We start from the raw sequence: 213 nt of genomic DNA, 5'->3' as shown, positions 1-213 counted from the left end.
ATTGAATAAAGCATACCGCCGATTGGAGGTCCGGCGATACGGCCCAATGAATCAAACGAGGACAACAGCCCGGTGGCGCTTCCCTGCCCGACTTCTGTCCGCTTCGTTATCAGAGCCGATACACTTGGGCGGATGACGCCATTTCCAAGGCCGAAGATCGTCAGGAAAATCGCAGCCGTCGTAAAGCTATTTGTAAAAAGAATGAGACCAAAG

1 protein-coding gene is annotated in these 213 nt (G+C 52.1%); it reads right to left on the bottom strand.

Annotation, left to right across the window (positions count from 1 at the left end):
• The coding region (locus LKX83_RS33490) for an MFS transporter (RefSeq protein WP_227887636.1) at positions 1-213 on the bottom strand (213 nt) is incomplete at both ends.

This window comes from Cohnella baijiui (assembly GCF_020731285.1).
Lineage (GTDB): Bacteria > Bacillota > Bacilli > Paenibacillales > Paenibacillaceae > Cohnella.
Note: the sequence above shows the minus strand (reverse complement) of the source record. Positions and strands in the feature narration are given on the sequence as shown.